Origin of the sequence: Streptomyces sp. NPDC006516, assembly GCF_040611875.1 — a bacterium.
Taxonomy (GTDB): Bacteria; Actinomycetota; Actinomycetes; order Streptomycetales; family Streptomycetaceae; genus Streptomyces.
Genome location: NZ_JBEXPD010000003.1, coordinates 316,197 through 331,266, shown reverse-complemented (window position 1 = coordinate 331,266; position 15,070 = coordinate 316,197). Strand labels below are relative to the sequence as shown.

The window sequence follows — 15,070 nt, the reverse complement described above, 5'->3', positions numbered from 1 at the left end:
GCCGGTTACCCTAACGCCCGGACGGCACGGAGACCGAGCCGAGCCCCGCGGGGTCCGGCAGCCGGCGGGCCCGGGACAGGGCGCCGAGCCACCGCGCCGATTCCTTGGGCGAACGGGCGAACGTCGTCCGGTCGACCGCGATCAGCCCGAACGTGGGCCGGTAAGTGCCCCACTCGTAGTTGTCCAGGGCGCTCCAGTGCAGATATCCGCGGACGTCGATGCCGTCGCGCATCGCCTCGCCGAGGCTCGTCAGGGCGGCGGCCGTGTAGGCGATGCGCTGCTCGTCGTCCTCGGTGGCGATGCCGTTCTCGGTGACGATGACGGGTACGTGCGGGCCCACGACCTCCGCCGTGTGGCGGACGGCCTCGCCGAGCGCCTGGGGGTAGACCTCCCACCCGGTCAGTGTCGTCTCGGCCCCGGCGGGCGGCGGAAGCGTGCCGTCCACGTCCATGCGGTGGCGCGTGTACGCCTGGACGCCGATCCAGTCGTCCTCCCGGGCGGCTTCGAGGAACACATCCTCTCGCGGCCACGCGTAGGCGGCCGTCGCCTCCTCGGCGCCGGGCTCGGCCTGGTAGACCTGGTTGGCGACGGTCCAGCCGACCCGCAGGTGCGGGACCTCTTCCTTCAGGACCTCGGTCGCGGCCCGGTGGGCCCGCACGAGCGCTCGCACCACCGCGGGATCGGGCTCCAGCGAGGCCGGGTCGACGGCGGCGGCTCCCCCTTCGCGGACCGTGTGCGAACCGGGCGCGACGCTCTCCCAGCCGTGCTCGGCGGCATGACTCTTCAGGGCGTACATCAGGGCCATGATGTTCGGCTCATTGATCGTGGCCACGTACCGGACGCCCTCGCGCAGGATGTCGGCGACGGTGCGCGCGTAGGCTGCGAACAGGTCGGTCGCCTCCGCGGACCTCCAGCCCCCGAGGTCGCTGAACCAGTGCGGCGAAGTGAAGTGATGGAGCGTCACCACCGGCGTCAGGCCGCGCTCCACGGCTCCACGCACCATAGCCCGGTAGTGCTCCAGGGCGGCGCGCGAGATCATGCCCCTCCGCGGTTCGACCCGGGCCCACTCGATGCTGAACCGGTAGGAGTCGAAGCCCAGTTCGCGCAGCAGATCCATGTCCTCGGGCCACCGGTGGAAGCTGTCCGCGGCATCACCGCTGGGCTCGGCGACGAAGCTGCCGGGGCGGTTCTCAAGGATCCACCAGTCACTGGAGACGTTGTTCCCCTCGACCTGGTGGGCCGATGTCGAGGCGCCCATGAGGAAGCCTTCCGGCAGGGCGGGACCGAGTCCGGCCTCGTACACCATCGGGGTTCTCCTTTCGCTCGGAGATGGGACCCGCCCACTCCGCAAAAAGCGTTCATTGATCGGTTTTCGTGTTAGCGTACAGGTGGCAGCGGTACGGGAGAAGAGGCGGCTGAGCCGAACTCGCTCCGGGGGCCGCGCCGAAGCCCAGCGGGCCGGAGCGCCGAACCTGACAACGCCGCTCCGGCTCCCTGGCCCACCCGCGCACAGGGAGAAGCCATGAACGCCGTCATCCCCCACGCCTCCGCAGAGCCGGCCCCCCGCGTCGGCGGCGAGGCACTGCCCGCCACCGGCCCCTGGCGGGTCACGGCGGCCGATCCCGCGCTGGGACAGCTCGCCGACACCGTGCGGGCGCTGCTCGCACCGCACCTGCCCGGCCGCCTGCTGCCTGCCGGAAACGACGACCCCGCCGCTCACCCGCTGGTCCTCGTCCTCGACGACGGGCCTCCGGTTGCTGCCCCGCGCACGACCGTGGGCGTCGCCCCGGACGGCGGCGCACACCCGGCCGACGAGGCGTACCGGCTCAGGGTCGCCGCGGACGGCATCGAATGCCGGGCCCGCACCGTCGAAGGGGTGTTCCGCGCCGCGACGTCGGCGGTTCAGCTGATCGCCACGGCCGGGGCGGGCGGCGAACTCCCCCTCCAGAAGGCAACGGACGCCCCGCGATACGCCTGGCGGGGTCTCATGGTGGACCCGGCCCGCACCTTCCTCAGCCTGGACGAACTGCGCCGGATCATCGACCTCGCGGCGCTCTACAAGCTCAACGTGCTGCACCTGCACCTCACCGACAACGAGGGCTGGCGCATCGAACTGCCGGGCTTTCCCGGGCTCACACCGGCCGCCTCGGGCGGCCAGGCTCGCACGTTCTACACGGTGGCCGAGTACCGGTCGCTCCAGGAGTACGCGGCCCGGCGCTTCGTCACCGTCGTCCCCGAGATCGACCTTCCCGGCCACTGCGGCAAGCTCAGGGAGGCCGTGCCGGGCCTCGCGGAAGCACCGGCCCCGGCCGGCCTCAAGGAACGCTTCCCATTCGTCCCACCGCTGGACCTGACCGACGGAGCGACCCGCGCCACGGTCGCCCGGCTGCTCGCGGAGGTCTGCGAACTGACGGACGGCCCCTTCGTCCACATAGGGGCGGACGAGGCGTTCGGTGCTACGGCGGAGAGCTTCGCCGCGTCCGTACACGAACTGCGGGCGATCGTCCGCGCGTGCGGCAAGAGCCCGGTCGCCTGGCAAGAGTCCGCACGCGCCGGAATCGAGCCGCGGGACATCGTCCAGCACTGGGTGGACGTACCCATGATGGACCTGCCCGACACAGAAGAGGAACTCGCCAACCGCCCCGAACTCGTGGCCGCGGGACACACTACGGCCTTCATCAAGGCGCTCAAGAAGTTCTTCGCCCCCACGGACCATGACGTCGAGCGGGTCATCGAGGCCGGCGGCAAGGTCCTGCTGTCGCCCCAGTCCCACCTGTACCTGGACCGCCCGTACGCGGCCGAATTCACACCCCCTGAGCAGGCCGAGGTTGCCGGGCACCTCGGCTTCGGCAGCTACCGGCCCCAGGGCGTCAGATACGCCGCCTCCTGGGACCCGGCTGCGTACCCGATCCCGGAGACCCGCGTCGCGGGAGTCGAAGCCACACTGTTCGCCGAGCAGTTCAAGGGATTCGACGACGTCACCGTACTACTGCTGCCCCGCCTGGCATCGGTGGCCGAGGCCGCATGGTGCGGGCGGCCCCCGAAGTGGGCGGAGTACCGCGAACGCCTGGCTCGGCACGGGCGCCTGTGGAACCAGCGAGGGCTGGACCACCACGCCAGCACCGAGGTCCCCTGGGTCGACTGAGACCGCGTCCTATGCGGGTTCGGCTCGTTGGCCTGCGTCTGGGCAGGGTCCAGGTCACCGACTCAGATCCGCAAGGCGGGCCGACGGCGGCTGGTCTCGCTGCTGCGGCCGAAGGCGCCGCGGATGGCCGAGCGTCTGGTCGAGGACATCTTCGCCGGGTTGGACGAGCAGACCGTGACCGTCCCGTGGGGGCGAGGCGGCCGCGCCCCCGGCCGGCCTCAGCCGGCTGATCCGCAGCGGCCTCGCCCCCACGGGACAGTCCCGCTCGTCGCCGAGTCCATCACGACCGGATGACCGCACAAGTCGCACGGCCGCATGCCCTCGACCACCGACTCTCGAACAGGCACGTCATCACTCATGACAGCCACACTGCCACCCGACCACCGTGACCAAAGACATAGGGGCACCCCCCCCGGGACATCTCACACCGTCCTCCGTCACGCGGCACCGGGAGACCGTGCGGTCGGACACCTGGCGCGCGTCGGATCACACCGCGGTCGCCCGATCCGGGTCGTCAAGGGGGGTGTTGACCCTCAGCCACCGGTAGCCGTACGGGTCCAGCGCGACATCGACGAGGCCGGCGGCGGCCGACTTGAGGGTGTCACCGGTGAAGACATCGGTGAGCAGCCGGCCGCCCCTCAGTCCCGGGACGTCGACGGAGGCGGTGACGGACCGCTCGGAGAAATTGTGCAGCACGAGCACCGCGCCGCCCTCCAGCGAACTGAGGTGGACCAGCACGCCCGGATCGTCCGCGTCGATGACCCGGTAGTCGCCCCAGGCCAGCTCGGGGGTCTCCCGGTAGCGTTCGATCAGCGTCCGCATCCGACCCAGCGGCGAATCCGGGTCGTGCGCCTGGTCGTGCGCATTGACCTTCGTCGGGCCGAACGTACCCGTCACGACGGGATTGGGCAGCTCCACTCCCTCCCCCGCGGTGAAACCGCCGCTCTTGTCGGGCGTCCACTGCATCGGGGTGCGGACGGCCTGCCGGCCCTCGGCGGCGAGGTTCTCGCCCATGCCTATCTCCTCGCCGTAGAACAGCACCGGTGTGCCGGGCAGGGAGAAGAGAAGGCTGTACGCCAGTTCCACGCGCCGCCGGTCGCCGTCGACCATCGGCGGCAGGCGGCGGCGCAGGCCCCGGTCGTAGAGCTGCATCTCCTTGTCGGGGCCGAAGGCGGCGAACACCTCGGCGCGCTCGTCGTCGTCGAGTTTGTCGAGTGTGAGCTCGTCGTGGTTGCGGACGAACGTCGCCCAGTGCGCGTCGCGGGGCGCCGCGGGGCGCTCCCGGAGAGCCGCCGCCAGAGGGGCCGCCTCGCCCCGCGCCATCGACAGGTACATCTGCTGCATACCGATGAAGTCGAAGCACATGGTCAGCTCGTCACCGCGGGAGGACTCCGAGTCGCCGAAGAACTTCGCGGTGTCCGGGTAGGGCAGGTTCACCTCGCCCAGCAGCACCGCGTCACCGCTGCGACGTCCGAGGAAGGACCGCAGGTCGGCGAGGTACTCGTGCGGGTCGGGCAGCTGGTCCGCGTCCTCCTGGCCGTCGGTCTCCAGCAGGAACGGCACCGCGTCGACCCGGAATCCCGACAGTCCGAGCTGCGTCCAGAAGCCCATGATGCGTGCTATCTCGTCACGGACCGCCGGGTTGGCGACGTTGAGGTCGGGCTGCTGCTTGTAGAACCGGTGCAGGTAGTACTGCTCGGTGGTCTCGTCGTACTCCCACACGCTCTTCTCGACGTCGGGGAAAACCACACCCTCGGGGCCGTCCTCCGGCGGGCTGTCGCACCAGACGTACCAGTCGCGGTACTTCGACGTGCGGCTGGAGCGGGCGTCCTGGAACCACGGATGGTGGTCGGATGTGTGGTTGACGACCAGGTCGGCGATGACCCGGATGCCCCGGTCGCGGGCGGTGCGCACGAACTCGGTGAAGTCGCCCAGTGTGCCGAGCCGGGGGTCGACGGCGTAGAAGTCGGTGATGTCATAGCCGTCGTCGCGCTCCCGCGTCGGGTAGAACGGCATCAGCCACACGCAGGTGACGCCGAGACGCACCAAATGGTCGATCCGCTGAGTCAGGCCCGCGAAGTCGCCGGTGCCGTCACCGTCGGAGTCCTGGTACGTCTCCACGTCCAGGCAGTAGACGACCGCGTTCTTCCACCACAGGTCGGATGTGCGGGTCAGCCTCATCGGACACCCTCCGCGACGGCGGCCGGAGGCCGGGTGACATCCAGCTGCGGCAGCACCTTCGCGCCGAACGCGTCGATGAAGGCGCTCTGCTCCTTGCCGACGTGATGCAGCATGACGGCGTCGAAGCCGAGCTCGGCGTACTCCTGGAGCCAGGCCGCGTGCCGGCCGAGATCGTCGGATATGTTGACGGACTCCGCGACCCTGTCCGGAGAGACGTGCTCGCTGACGTTGTCGAACAGCTCGGCAGAGTCGAGGTCCCAGCTCGCCGGCGGACCGTGCACGTTGGTGCGCCACTGGTCGTGGGCGAGTTCCTGGGCGGTTTCCAGGTCGGGGGCCCAGCTGAGGTGCACCTGGAGGTGCAGCCGGCCGACGCCGCCCGCCGAACGGTAGGCGTCCACGATCCGGCGCAGTGTCGCGCGCGGCGCGTTCACCGTGATCAGGCCGTCCGCCCACTCCGCGCACCACCGCGCGGTCGCCTCGCTGCACGCGGCCCCCACCAACGGGGGCACCGTCTCCGGACGGGTCCACAACCTGGCCCGGTCCACGGTCACCAGCCCGTCGTGGCTCACCTCCTCGCCGCGCAGCAGCGCCCGGATGATGTCGACGCACTCGCGCAGCCTCGCGTTCCGGACGTCCTTACGCGGCCAACGGTCGCCGGTTATGTGCTCGTTGGACGCCTCGCCGCTTCCCAGCGCCGCCCAGAAGCGACCTGGGAACATCGCGGCGAGGCTGCCGATCGCCTGCGCGACGATCGCCGGATGGTAGCGCTGGCCCGGGGCGTTCACCACTCCGAAGGGGATCCTGTCGGTGGCCTGGAGCGCCGCGCCGAGCCAGGACCAGGCGAAGCCGGACTCACCCTGCCGGACGCTCCACGGTGAGAAGTGGTCCGAGCACATCGCAGCGGTGAAGCCCGCGCCTTCCGCGCGCACGACGGCTGCCAGCAGGTCGGCGGGAGGTACTTGTTCATGGGAGGCGTGGAATCCATAGACGGTCATGGGATCCGCGTACCCGGCACCGGAGGGATCATCGGTCGCCGTTCCCGCCCGCTCGGCTCAGTCGTTGCGCCGGTGCACCCGCGCCTCCCACGGGGCGAGCACCAGGCGGCCGGGCCGCGGGGGGACCGACGGACCGTTGTCCATGACGAGTTCGGCGCCGTCCCATCCGGCGGGCATCACGGCGGAGACCGTGTCGCCGGTGAAGTTCCCGACGACCAGGAGCGCCGTGCGGCCGTACCGGCGGGTGAACGCGTAGATCCGCTCGTCGTCCGGCAGCAGCATCGTGAAGTCGCCGTGCACGACGGCCGGTTCCCGGTGCCGGAGGGCGATCAGCCGACGGTAGTGGTGGTAGACGGAGTCGGGATCCGCGAGGGCCGCTTCGGCGTTGACCTCGGTGTGGTCCGGGTTGACGGGGATCCACGGGGTGCCTGTGGTGAACCCCGCATGCGGAGACGCGTCCCACTGCATGGGTGTACGGGCGTTGTCGCGGCCCATCGCCCGTAGTCCCGGGAGGACGTCTTCGGGTTCCGCCCCCGCGCGCAGCGCCTCCGTGTAGTGGTTCAGGGACTCGATGTCCCTGAAGTCCTCGATGGTACGCAAGGGCGCGTTGGCCATGCCGAGTTCCTCGCCCTGGTAGACGTACGGCGTGCCCCGGTGCAGGTGGAGCACGGTCGCGAGCATCGTCGCGGACCGGGTGCGGTGGCTCGGTCCGTCGTCCCCGAACCGGGAGACCACCCGGGGCTGGTCGTGGTTGTTCCAGTACAGGCTGTTCCACCCGACGTCGGCGAGGCCGGACTGCCAGCGGCCGAGCGAGGCCTTGAGGTCGGTGAGGCGCAGCGGGCGGGGATCGAACTTGCCCCGCCCGTGGTCGAGCCCTACGTGCTCGAACTGGAAGACCATGTCGAGCTCGGCACGCGCCGGATCGGTGAACAGGCGGGCCTGCTCGACCGTCACCCCGGGCATCTCCCCGACGGTCAGCAGCCGGCCCGGGTACCGGGCGATCACCTCGCGGTGCATCTCCTGGAGGTAGTCGTGTATGCGGGGTCCGCAGACGAAGTAGGGCGAACCGTCACCGTACGGCCCCTGTTCGTGCACCTCGCCGTCGGGGAGGGCGGGGTCCTTGGAGATGAGGTTGACGACGTCCATCCGGAAGCCGTCCACGCCCCGGTCCAGCCACCAGCGCATCATCGCGTACACGGCCCGACGCATCCGGGGGTTCTCCCAGTTGAGGTCGGGCTGCTTCGGCGAGAAGAGATGGAGGTAGTACGCGTCGCTCGCCGCGTCCAGCTCCCAGGCGGAACCGGAGAAGAAGGAGCCCCAGTTGTTGGGTTCGCGTCCCTCACGTGGCGGACGCCACCAGTACCAGTCGCGCTTCGGGCTCGCCGGGTCGCGTGAATCCTGGAACCACGGATGCTCGTCGGAGGTGTGGTTGACGACCAGATCCATGACGAGTTTCATCCCGCGCTCGTGCACGGCGCCCAGCAGCCGGTCGAAGGCCGCCAGGTCACCGAAGACAGGGTCGATGTTCTGGTAATCGCTGATGTCGTACCCGTTGTCGGCCTGCGGGGACGGGTTGACGGGCGACAGCCAAAGCACGTCGACGCCGAGCCCGGACAGATGGTCCAGGCGTCCGGTGAGGCCATCCAGGTCGCCGACGCCGTCACCGTCGGAGTCGGCGAAGCTGCGCGGATAGACCTGGTAGACCACTGCGGACCGCCACCACGTGTCCTCAGCGTGCCCCATGTCGTCGGCTGCCATCGGAAGACTCCTCTCGCCCGGGGTGGGGGACCGTGAGTCTCCTTTCCCCGGGGGCTGAGGTCATACCGGTCAGGGCGGCATCGCCGGCCGGGCCCCCCTGCGCGCACCGGCCGGCGCCTTCTCGGCGAACTCCCGCGCGAGGTATGTCGGACCTCGCCCCTCAGCGGCCCCGTACCGGAGGGCACAGCGGTCCGCTTCGAATTGGCAGGGGTCCACCTGCTTCGGCGTCGGTCAGGGCTTGGAAGTCGAGCACAGTGCAGGCGCCTGCGGTCAGGATGTACTCCCGCCAGTCCTGGTCCTCCCACAGTTCGACGAGGCCCCGCCCCGGGATCGGCTTCCTGCCCGGTCAGCCGTACATCGCCACGCGGTACAGAGCCGCAAGCGCGTCGTCGATGGGATGGGGCTGCGGCTTGCCGGAGGAGTCGAGCCTGTTCCACCTCTGCAGGTTCACTGCGACGGACATCTGCCGCTTGCCGTCGGCACGGGTCATGGCTAGCGCTCCACCACCCCAGACCGTGCCGCCATGGCCCCAGAAGGTGCCCTGACCGGAACCCTCCATCGGGTGCAGGCCGAGGCCGTAGTCGATCGTCTTTCCCTCTTGGGAGACGACCGGGACGGTGCGTTGCATCTGCGCCAGCGACGACGGGCTGACGATCTCCCCGGCCATCAGCATGCCGAAGAAGCGGTTGAGGTCCGTGACGGTCGATATCAGCGAGGCCGACGGCCCCACCCATGACATGTCGTAGACGCTGTAGTCGCGCGGCGGGTCGATCATGCCGAACCACGCCTCGTAGAGCTGCGAGTGCGGCCCGTTGACGTACCGTCCGACGGGGAGTTCGGTGTCCCGAAGCCCGGCGCGCTCGATGACGTTCCGGGTGATGTACCGCTCGGCCTTAGTGCCGGTCACCTGTTCCAGGAGTTCGCCGAGGAGCAGGTAGTTGGTGTTGGAGTACACCCCCGGAGTACCGCCCGGGGCGCCGACGGCAGGCGCGGTGACTCCCATCTCGATCAGTTCAGCGGGGTCGAACCGCGTGAGCCGGTGGTCGTCCAGGCTCTGGGGCCCGGTGTCCGCGAGGACGGGGAACGCCTTGAGGGAGGGGTAGGCGTACGGGAGGTACTCGGCGAGGCCGCTGGTGTGGTTGATCAGCATCCGGACCGTGATCGCGTCACCGCGTTCTCCGGGCACCAGCTTCGGAAGGTACCGGCCGATCGGTGTGTCGAGACCGATCTGGCCGCTCTCGACCTGCTGCAGGACTGCGGCGGCGGTGAAGGTCTTGGTGACGCTGCCGACGCGGTGCCGCATGTTGGCAGTGACGGGACGGCCGGTGACAACATCGGCGACCCCGGCGGCGCCGCGCCAGACCTGGTCGCTGTCTCGCACCTCGGCGAACAGTCCCGGCATCCCGGCGCGGTGGACGTTTTCGATGGCTGCGTTCAGTGCCGCGCGATCCAGTGGGTTCTTCACGTCATGCGTCCTTTCGTGTTCCCCGGGGTGAGCTCCGCATCGGTCGCCTGACCCGGACAACAGGGCACGAGTGGCATGCCGACCAGCCCGGCATACTCATGCCCTCATTATGCACGCAGTGCGTGCAACACCAAGTGCATAGGTTAGGCTGAGATCCGGTGAAAGGAGCAAGATGGCAGGCCGAAGGCGTTGGTCAACCGACGAGATTCTGGACGCGGCGGCGGAACTGCTGCGCACGAGCGACGCGGATTCGTTCAGCGTGCGCAAGCTGGCTGCGGCGCTCGGGACCGATTCCTCCAGCCTCTACCGGCACTTCCGGAGCAAGACCGAATTGCTGCGCGCGGTCGCCGACCGGATTCTTCTGGCCGCGATGGACGGTTACCGCCCGGAGGGCGACTGGAAGCAGCGCATCACGTCCCTGGCCCTGCATGTGAGAGAGGCCTTCGGACGGCAGCCCCAGCTCGCCGCGGTCTGGGGACGCTACGCATCAAGCGGCACCGGTTCCCGGCTGGTCATGGAAGAGGTGCTGCAGGCCCTGCGCGCGGCGGGGCTGCCCGACGAGGAGATCCCGGCGCGCTACCACCGGATCGCGGTCCTCATCGCCGCGTTGATCGCCTCCGAGGCCGGGGTCAGCACCGTCACCCCCGGAGAGCACGAACAGGGCATGGAGCTGTTCCGCGTGGCGGTTCTGGGCGCCGACCCCGAACGCTTCCCGACCCTGGCCCACTTCGCCCGCGACATCCGCCCCCTCGGGGTGGATCGCCGCGCCGCGTTCGAAGAGATCCTCGCCGCTCAACTCGCCCACATCGAGGCCGCGATCCGCCCGAGCTAGCCGACCGGCTCGGGCGCGAGCAAATTCCGGGCCTGACCCAGCCGCACGCCCGGCATACGCCCGTCCTGCGGAACCTGCTCTGCCGCGTCGCTCAGGCGCTGGCCGGACGGCCTGGTGCCCGGCTCGCCCGAAGGCTGGGCATGACCGCGGCGAAGGACACCCTGCTGAGGTTGCTGCAGACGACAGCGTTGGCCGAGCCGGGGCCCGTTCGGGTCCTGGGCATCGACGATTTCGCCCTGCTCAAGGGCCACACCTATGCCACGCTACTGGTCGACCTGGAGGCCCGTCGGCCGATCGACGTGCTGCCCGGCCGCGCGGCCGCACCGGTGGCCCGCTGGCTGGCCAGCCACCCCGAGGTGCAGATCATCTGCCGGGATCGTGCGTCAGCCTACGCGGAAGCCGCCAGGACGGCCGCCCCTCAAGCCGTCCAGGTCGCCGACGCCTGGCACCTCTGGAACAACCTCGCCAAGGCCGTGGAGAAGACCGTCACCGGCCACTACGGCTGCCTCCGCACCGCCCACCAGGCGGCTCACCAGCCTGAAGAGCCACAGCCACCGGCGGAGCCGGACGGCATGCTCGACGTCCGCGGCCGGCCCCGCCGAATCGTCGCTACCATCCGCGAACGTCACCGCGCCGTCCAGGAACTCCTTGCCCAGGGCCGGTCCCTTCGTGGGATCAGCCGTGACCTGGACCTGGACTATTACGCCGTCCGCCGATACGCCCGGACTGCGGACGTGGGCGAGCTTCTGGTGAAGGTCACCCAGCGCCGGACCCTGCTGGACGACTACAAGCCCTACATCTACCTGCGCTTCACCCAGGGATGCCGCAACGCCAGCCAGCTCCATCGGGAGGTACGCGACCAGGGGTTCCCCGGAGACAGGAGCGTGGTCAACTCCTATGTCCGTCTGCTGAAGCAGGGCACCGTCACAGCGCCACCACCCCCGGCACTGCCGAAACCCAGGAGAGCACTGCGCTGGATCATGACCCATCCCGAGCGCCTTCGTCCGGAGGAGACCGTGGGGCTGAAGGAGATCCGGGCGGCCTGCCCCGAACTCAACGCCGCCATCAAACACGTTCGAGCATTCGGCGCGCTCATCCACGAGCACCGTGGCGAAGACCTCCGCGAATGGATCGAGCAGGTCAGACAGCACGATCTGCCCGCCCTGCGGCAGGTCGCCGACGGCCTCCTCCACGACTGGGACGCGGTCGTCGCCGGCCTGTCGAGCACTTGGAGCTCCGGCCAGGTCGAAGGCCAGGTGACCAGGGTCAAGCTCCTCAAACGCGCAGGCTACGGCCGGGCCAAGCTCGACCTTCTCCGCACCCGCATTCTCCTCCGGCCTTGAGACGGGCGAGTTTCCTCCCTCGCATCGCCGAAGGTGGGCAAAGATCTCCTCATGGACGACCTCCTGAAGTTCCTTCACGCCCGTTACGAGGCGGACAACCATGCCTATGCCGAGGTGGCCTACCGTTTCGGGGCTGATGCCCTCCTTGACAGCCACCTGCCGATGCTCGACCTCGTCGACATGCTGGCCCGGGATTACGAGGCAATGAATCCGACCGACGCGCGCTTCGTCGGTCTTGGACATGCCCTTCGCGTGCTCGCACAGTCGTACGCCGAGCACCCCGACTACCGGGCGGAGTGGCGACCCTAGAGGAGCCGGCCCGTCACAAGATCAGCGGCAGAGCCGGTGAACGTGCTCAGTTGATGATGTGCTGACCACGGGTTCCCGCCAGTCCGCAAATGGACCGTCGACAGCGCCGGGCGGCCGGGCAGTCCTCATGCCACCTTGATGACAACCTTGCCCGAGGTGTGACCGTTCTCGACGGTGGCGAGGGCGGCCGGGGCGTCGGAGAGCGGGTGGACCGCGGTGATCACGGGTGCGAGGAGTCCGTCGAGGGCCAGCCGGGCCGCCCGCTCCAGGTTCTCGCGGTCGACGCGACGCTCGACGAAACGCCCACCGAGATCGGGCACAGACATATCACCCACAGCGATGACGTTGCGAGGATCCTGGGCCAGTGGAGCGACCGTCCGCAGCGAGGCGCCTCCGACCAGGTCGACGACGCCGTCGAAGCCGTCCGGAACCAGCTCGCGTGCCGCGGAGACGACGTCCCCGGCCATGTAATCGATGAACCGCACCCCGATGGCCTCGGCGTGCTCGCGTTTGGCGGTACTCCCGGTGCCGGTCACACGCAGCTCGCGCCCGATAGCCAGCCGGGCGATGGCGAGGCCGACCCCGCCCCCGACCCCGTTGACCAGAACCGTGGCACCGGCCGGGAGGCCGAGCTGGTCGAGCACGTCCACCGCGGTCGTCCCGGCCACTGGCAGCGTCGCCGCCACGGTCGCGGACAGACCCTCCGGAATGCGCGCGGTGTTCAGCGCGGACAGTACCGTCGTCTCGGCGTAGGTGCCGCCACCAGTGAGTGCGAAGCCGAAGACCGCGTCACCCACCTCGAGCCCCTCGACGTCCTCGCCCCGCGCGAGAACTGTGCCGGCTGCCTCCATGCCCAGCACGCGGGGAAAGGGACGCCCGCCGTCGAGCCCGTCGACCAGACCCGAGCGCAGAAGGTGGTCGAGGGGATTCACGCCGGCGACGTCGACCCGGATCAGCACCTCGCCGCGACCGGGGAGGGGATCGGGACGATCGAAGAACTCCTGCACCTCAGGCCCGCCATACCTGCCGAAACCCCACGCCTGCCCCATCTTCCGCCGCCTCTCGTGTGACCGCCCCGGTGATTCCGGGCGTTGTCGCCATCCTCACCTCTGACATCGGTGTAAGGGGCAACCGGCTGAGACGCAGATCACAGCATCAGGTCGACTGCGCCACCGGTTCCGGGGCCGTGGACAGCTCCACCCGGTGCCGGCTATTGGCTCTGATCAGCACGTCGAGTGCATCCCGGGTCTCGATCAGGTGCGCGATGTCGGCGTCGATCCGGTCGCGCTCGCGCATCATCGCCGTGAACGTCTCCTCAGCGACGCCCAGGTCACCCGGGACGTCCACACACGGCAGCACAGTCGCGATCACCCGGCTGGACATACCCGCATCGAACAGCTGTCGGATGAGCGACACGCGCTGGACCGCAGCATCGGAATAGTGACGCTGCCCCGCGCCGGAGCGTGAACTGGTCAGCAGGCCCTGCTCTTCGTAGTACCGCAGTGAGCGCGGACTCACGCCCGTGCGCTTGGACAACTCGCCTATCCGCATCCCTGAGAGCCTACGCCCGCGTGCTCCGGGTCCAGACAGCCGGCGAGTCATGGACGCTCGCGGACACCTCCACGGCCGTAAGTCGTCGGTGACAGCGGACGAGAACAACGTGCGATGGAAGGAAGGAAATCACCGGCCCTTCTCTGTGCGGTATCTGGCACTTTCCTCGACGAAGAAACAGAACCTGGCCATCGTCTCCTGGCACTCCGTAGAGTCCAGTTCACTCCTGTGGGGCTGCTCGCGCGCCCATTGCTTCCAGGGGCCGGCCGGGGCGAGGAAGCGGGCGGCGTGGTCGGTGCCGTGGGTGGCGTCCAGGTGGAGCAGGGCGCCGAGGGCTGAGGTCTGGTCGTAGTCCAGGTCGGGGCGGGCCAGGTAGCGGTCGAGGTAGGCGGTCAGGAGGTCGGTATCGGCCGGGGTTCCGAAAGCGGCCAGGGCGATGCAGTAAGCGTGCCCCGCGTACGGACCATCGCTGGCCAGGAAGAGTTCACCCAGGCGCGGGCGGAAGTCTGTGCGGCCTGCTATGGCGATCAGCCAGGCGGCGGTTTTGCGTTCCCGCCAGCCGCAGTCGAGGAGGAGGCCGAGTTCGCGGGGCGTGATGGCATCGGCCGCTCGGGCCAACTCCGCGGCGAATCGACCGCGTTCAGGATCACTGAGGCGGAAGATGCCGTAGTTCAGCCGCAGGTAGCGCCTACCGGCAGCGACGTAGCGGCGCCGCAGCTTGTCGAGTTCCGGATCACGGTCGGTATGCATCCCCACATCCTTATGCCGTTCGGGTCAGTCCCACCAGAAGTCCCAGTGGTCCTCGCTCGAGGAGCGTGAACTCGCCAACCATCCGGCGACCACCTCGCCGACGCCACCGAGCAAGGCATCCACCGCATCAACGCCAACCCCCGACTGCCATGGTCATTCCTCCCCCATACCGGCCTGACCGTCCGCCCACCACACCCACCGAACTTCCGAAAAAATCAGTAAGGCCGGGGTGTGAGTTGGAAGACTCGGATGTCGCGGGTGGTGCGGGCGGCGTAGGTGTCGTAGACGGGCAGGGCGGCGAGGATGCTGTGGCGGCGGGTCGTCTTTTCCTCGGGGCTGAGGAGCTGGGCGGTCACATCGTGGGAATGCCTGCCGGCGGTGATCCTGGCGGTGGGGGTGTGGAGGAGGTTGGTGCTCCAGGCGGGGTGGTCTGCCCTGCCGAAGTTGCTGGCGATAACGAGCCAGCTGCCGTCGGGGCTGTGGTGTGCGCACAGGGGGGTGCTGCGGGTTGTGCCGGTGCGGTGGCCGGTGGTGTGGAGGATGACGGTGGTGATGAACAGGCGGCTGGGGAGCAGGCGGCCGCGGGTGAGGCGGTGGAAGGCGAGGTCGCAGGCCGGCAGGAGGTGGGGGGCGATGCGGGTGAAGACGCGGGTGCGGCCGAGACGGACGATGAGCGGGTGGTTGGGCACGGGGTCGTCAGCGCTTTCAGCGAGGGCAGGGGGTGGTACGGCTCGTCCTGGT

The 15,070-nt window shown here is 69.4% G+C and carries 12 protein-coding genes and 2 pseudogenes; 5 read left to right on the top strand and 9 right to left on the bottom strand.

What is annotated here, in order from left to right:
• Window positions 1–10: 10 nt before the first annotated feature.
• The gene (locus ABZY45_RS13480; protein WP_356739382.1) at window positions 11–1,306 is read right to left on the bottom strand and encodes a family 1 glycosylhydrolase; all 1,296 of its coding nucleotides are present in this window, start codon (window positions 1,304–1,306) and stop codon (window positions 11–13) included.
• Between the two features lie 216 nt (window positions 1,307–1,522).
• Here ABZY45_RS13480 and ABZY45_RS13475 point away from each other — a divergent pair, with 216 nt between their 5' ends.
• Both ABZY45_RS13475 and ABZY45_RS13470 read left to right on the top strand, forming a co-directional pair.
• On the top strand, window positions 1,523–3,145 hold the full coding sequence (locus tag ABZY45_RS13475) for a family 20 glycosylhydrolase (RefSeq protein ID WP_356739380.1): 1,623 nt from the start codon (window positions 1,523–1,525) through the stop codon (window positions 3,143–3,145).
• A gap of 54 nt (window positions 3,146–3,199) precedes the next feature.
• Window positions 3,200–3,343, top strand: a pseudogene (locus ABZY45_RS13470) (IS110 family transposase); the annotation flags it as partial.
• A gap of 288 nt (window positions 3,344–3,631) precedes the next feature.
• On the opposite strand, the gene ABZY45_RS13465 reads toward ABZY45_RS13470, so the two are convergent.
• From ABZY45_RS13465 to ABZY45_RS13450, 4 genes are all read right to left on the bottom strand, one after another.
• Window positions 3,632–5,326 carry an alpha-amylase family protein gene (locus ABZY45_RS13465; protein WP_356739378.1) on the bottom strand — a complete coding sequence of 565 codons (1,695 nt, stop codon included), beginning with the start codon at window positions 5,324–5,326 and terminating at the stop codon, window positions 3,632–3,634.
• The gene (locus ABZY45_RS13460) at window positions 5,323–6,321 is read right to left on the bottom strand and encodes a TIGR03885 family FMN-dependent LLM class oxidoreductase (RefSeq protein ID WP_356739376.1); all 999 of its coding nucleotides are present in this window, start codon (window positions 6,319–6,321) and stop codon (window positions 5,323–5,325) included. Before ABZY45_RS13460 ends, ABZY45_RS13465 begins: the two co-directional genes overlap by 4 nt.
• 57 nt (window positions 6,322–6,378) lie before the next feature.
• The gene (locus ABZY45_RS13455; protein ID WP_356739374.1) at window positions 6,379–8,079 is read right to left on the bottom strand and encodes an alpha-glucosidase; all 1,701 of its coding nucleotides are present in this window, start codon (window positions 8,077–8,079) and stop codon (window positions 6,379–6,381) included.
• Window positions 8,080–8,425: 346 nt separating this feature from the next.
• Window positions 8,426–9,544, bottom strand: a complete 1,119-nt coding sequence (locus tag ABZY45_RS13450; RefSeq protein WP_356739372.1) for a serine hydrolase domain-containing protein — start codon at window positions 9,542–9,544, stop codon at window positions 8,426–8,428.
• 172 nt (window positions 9,545–9,716) lie between these two features.
• On the opposite strand from ABZY45_RS13450, the gene ABZY45_RS13445 reads away from it, so the two are divergent.
• From ABZY45_RS13445 to ABZY45_RS13435, 3 genes and pseudogenes are all read left to right on the top strand, one after another.
• On the top strand, window positions 9,717–10,376 hold the full coding sequence (locus ABZY45_RS13445) for a TetR/AcrR family transcriptional regulator (RefSeq protein WP_356739370.1): 660 nt from the start codon (window positions 9,717–9,719) through the stop codon (window positions 10,374–10,376).
• A gap of 20 nt (window positions 10,377–10,396) precedes the next feature.
• Window positions 10,397–11,719, top strand: a pseudogene (locus ABZY45_RS13440) (ISL3 family transposase); the annotation flags it as partial.
• A gap of 51 nt (window positions 11,720–11,770) precedes the next feature.
• Window positions 11,771–12,028: a DUF6221 family protein gene (locus ABZY45_RS13435; RefSeq protein WP_356739368.1), complete on the top strand. Its 258-nt coding sequence runs from the start codon at window positions 11,771–11,773 to the stop codon at window positions 12,026–12,028.
• A 125-nt stretch (window positions 12,029–12,153) separates the two neighbouring features.
• Here the strand turns inward: ABZY45_RS13435 and ABZY45_RS13430 are convergent, their stop codons facing one another.
• The 4 genes from ABZY45_RS13430 to ABZY45_RS13415 form a co-directional block, all read right to left on the bottom strand.
• Entirely contained in the window at window positions 12,154–13,035 is an 882-nt protein-coding gene (locus tag ABZY45_RS13430) for an NADP-dependent oxidoreductase (RefSeq protein ID WP_356739366.1), read from the bottom strand.
• Between the two features lie 148 nt (window positions 13,036–13,183).
• Complete coding sequence (locus ABZY45_RS13425) at window positions 13,184–13,579, bottom strand: MerR family transcriptional regulator (protein WP_356739364.1); 396 nt, start codon at window positions 13,577–13,579, stop codon at window positions 13,184–13,186.
• Between the two features lie 129 nt (window positions 13,580–13,708).
• Window positions 13,709–14,329 (bottom strand): DUF6000 family protein, encoded by a 621-nt coding sequence (locus ABZY45_RS13420; protein WP_356739362.1) that lies wholly within the window; start codon window positions 14,327–14,329, stop codon window positions 13,709–13,711.
• Window positions 14,330–14,544: 215 nt separating this feature from the next.
• Window positions 14,545–15,018 (bottom strand): nitroreductase family deazaflavin-dependent oxidoreductase, encoded by a 474-nt coding sequence (locus ABZY45_RS13415; protein WP_356739360.1) that lies wholly within the window; start codon window positions 15,016–15,018, stop codon window positions 14,545–14,547.
• Window positions 15,019–15,070: the final 52 nt, after the last annotated feature.

Excerpts from the sequence above, each read along its gene's own strand:
- ABZY45_RS13480 (WP_356739382.1), bottom strand. The coding sequence starts at position 1,306 with ATGGTGTACGAGGCCGGACTCGGTCCCGCCCTGCCGGAAGGCTTCCTC.
- ABZY45_RS13445 (WP_356739370.1), top strand. The coding sequence starts at position 9,717 with ATGGCAGGCCGAAGGCGTTGGTCAACCGACGAGATTCTGGACGCGGCG.
- ABZY45_RS13475 (WP_356739380.1), top strand. The coding sequence starts at position 1,523 with ATGAACGCCGTCATCCCCCACGCCTCCGCAGAGCCGGCCCCCCGCGTC.
- ABZY45_RS13435 (WP_356739368.1), top strand. The coding sequence starts at position 11,771 with ATGGACGACCTCCTGAAGTTCCTTCACGCCCGTTACGAGGCGGACAAC.
- ABZY45_RS13425 (WP_356739364.1), bottom strand. The coding sequence starts at position 13,579 with ATGCGGATAGGCGAGTTGTCCAAGCGCACGGGCGTGAGTCCGCGCTCA.
- ABZY45_RS13420 (WP_356739362.1), bottom strand. The coding sequence starts at position 14,329 with ATGCATACCGACCGTGATCCGGAACTCGACAAGCTGCGGCGCCGCTAC.
- ABZY45_RS13455 (WP_356739374.1), bottom strand. The coding sequence starts at position 8,079 with ATGGCAGCCGACGACATGGGGCACGCTGAGGACACGTGGTGGCGGTCC.
- ABZY45_RS13460 (WP_356739376.1), bottom strand. The coding sequence starts at position 6,321 with ATGACCGTCTATGGATTCCACGCCTCCCATGAACAAGTACCTCCCGCC.
- ABZY45_RS13465 (WP_356739378.1), bottom strand. The coding sequence starts at position 5,326 with ATGAGGCTGACCCGCACATCCGACCTGTGGTGGAAGAACGCGGTCGTC.